Source organism: Ensifer sp. Root31 (genome assembly GCF_001424825.1).
Classification (GTDB): domain Bacteria; phylum Pseudomonadota; class Alphaproteobacteria; order Rhizobiales; family Rhizobiaceae; genus Ensifer; species Ensifer canadensis.
In genome coordinates this window covers 1-1742 of record NZ_LMCO01000061.1, presented here as the reverse complement: position 1 = coordinate 1742, position 1742 = coordinate 1, and the positions used below count along the sequence as shown (strand labels likewise).

The following is a 1742-nucleotide window of genomic DNA, read 5'->3' as shown; positions in this document are numbered from 1 at the left end:
CAGACGGCGGCAAGCCATGGCCTGGCTTCGGAAGCCGCTTCGCTCAATGCGCTTCTGGCCCAGTTCAACCTCGGCAATACCCAGAGCGCCTATGCGCCGGCAGCTATGCCGCGCCGTCGCGCCGCATAGACGTAAAACACCTTAGATGCGAAGCAGGGCCCGGAGCACAACTCCGGGTCTTTGTTTTTGGATGCCCGTTTTTCGAAAATCGGCGCGTGCGCCGTAATTCGTTGTTCCGGCTTTCCTTTTTTAAGTTTTGATAAAGTGTCGAGGCATACCGTCCGATTGCCGCGAAATGACTTCGCACCGCACATCCGCCGATAGGGTCCATCTCCCGAAAAGCTCGCCTCAGGGCCACCGATGTGTTCCAGACACCTGCCTCACGCTGCGCGTGTTTTGGCTTTCCATCACGCGTTCGAAGTTTGCTCGCGATCTGCTTTTTCAAGCAATCGCGCGAAGGGAGACGAACGGTGATTCTCAAGACTGCGACCGCACGAAACATGTTTGCCATCGTGATGACTGGCCTTTTGACCTGTATGGTCACGGCTGCCATCGTGTTCTGGCTATCCTATCAGCAGCTGAAAGAGCGCAGCATTGCGGAGATGACCAACGCCGCCTATGCAAGCGCCGCCAACGTCGAGGCGAGGTTCGCAGAGACGAAAACGCTCGCCAACAACATGCGCTCTGCCCTCTATGCCATGAAGGACAGTGGCACGGCGTCTCGCGAAGGTACGGTTGCGCTGCTGAAAAAGCTGATCGCGGACAACCCGCTCGCCGTTGGCCTCAGCACCGGCTGGGAGCCGAACGCGTTTGACGGCAAGGATGCGGAATATGCGGGCAAACCGGGCCACGATGCCAGTGGCCGCTACGTTCCCTATATCGCCCGTTCGGGGGAAAAGATCGTGTACGAAGCGCTGGTCGATTACGACAAGCCCGGCGCAGGAGATTACTATCAGGTCCCCAAGAAGACTGGCCGCGACATGATCACCGAGCCTTACTTCTACAAGATCGACGGCAAGGACGTGCTGATGACGTCGATCATGGTGCCGTTGAAGCTCGACAATGCCTTCGTCGGCGTCGATGGCGTCGACATGGCGCTTGACCACCTTTCCAACGAGTTGGGCAAGCTGGCCCCGTTCGGTACCGGATTCGTTTCGCTGGTCAGCCAGGGCGGCAGCATCATCAGCCATCCCGATCAGACATTCCTTGGAAAATCGCTAAAGGACACCGGGCTTGAGGCCGGCGGTTGGGGCCAGCTTCTGGGCAAGACCGAGCAGGCGTTTGAACTCACCCACACGGATGGCTCGGTGCACATCGCCGTTGCCGTGCCGGTCAAGCTTCTGCCCGATACAACCTGGTACGTCGTCGTATCCGTGCCGCAGGCTACCGTCTTTGCCGGTCTCTCGCAGCTTGCGATGATCTCCGTCGCGGTTATCGCCGTCGCAGCCTTGATCATGATCCTGGTCGGTTGGACGCTTGCCACCCGATTCCGCAAGCGCGTTGCGGCGGTCATCGGCGTCACCGGTGAAATCGCTGCGGGCAAGACCGATGTCGACCTGTCGGAAGCCGAGTGCAAGGACGAGATCGGCGATCTCGCCCGCTCGCTGCAGGTGCTGCGCGACGCGACCATCGCCAAGCTCAAGCTCGAAGACGAGGCCGACGCCAACCGTTCACTGTCGGAGCGCGAGCGCCTGGAACGCCAGGCTCGCGATGCCCGTGATGCTGCCGAAGTGCAGCAGGCC

General features: G+C 60.1%; 1 protein-coding gene. It reads left to right on the top strand.

Translation table 11 applies throughout. The features are described 5' to 3' along the window. Positions 1–470 precede the first annotated feature (470 nt). The coding region (locus ASD00_RS33000; protein ID WP_156585909.1) for a cache domain-containing protein at positions 471–1742 on the top strand (1272 nt) is incomplete at its 3' end.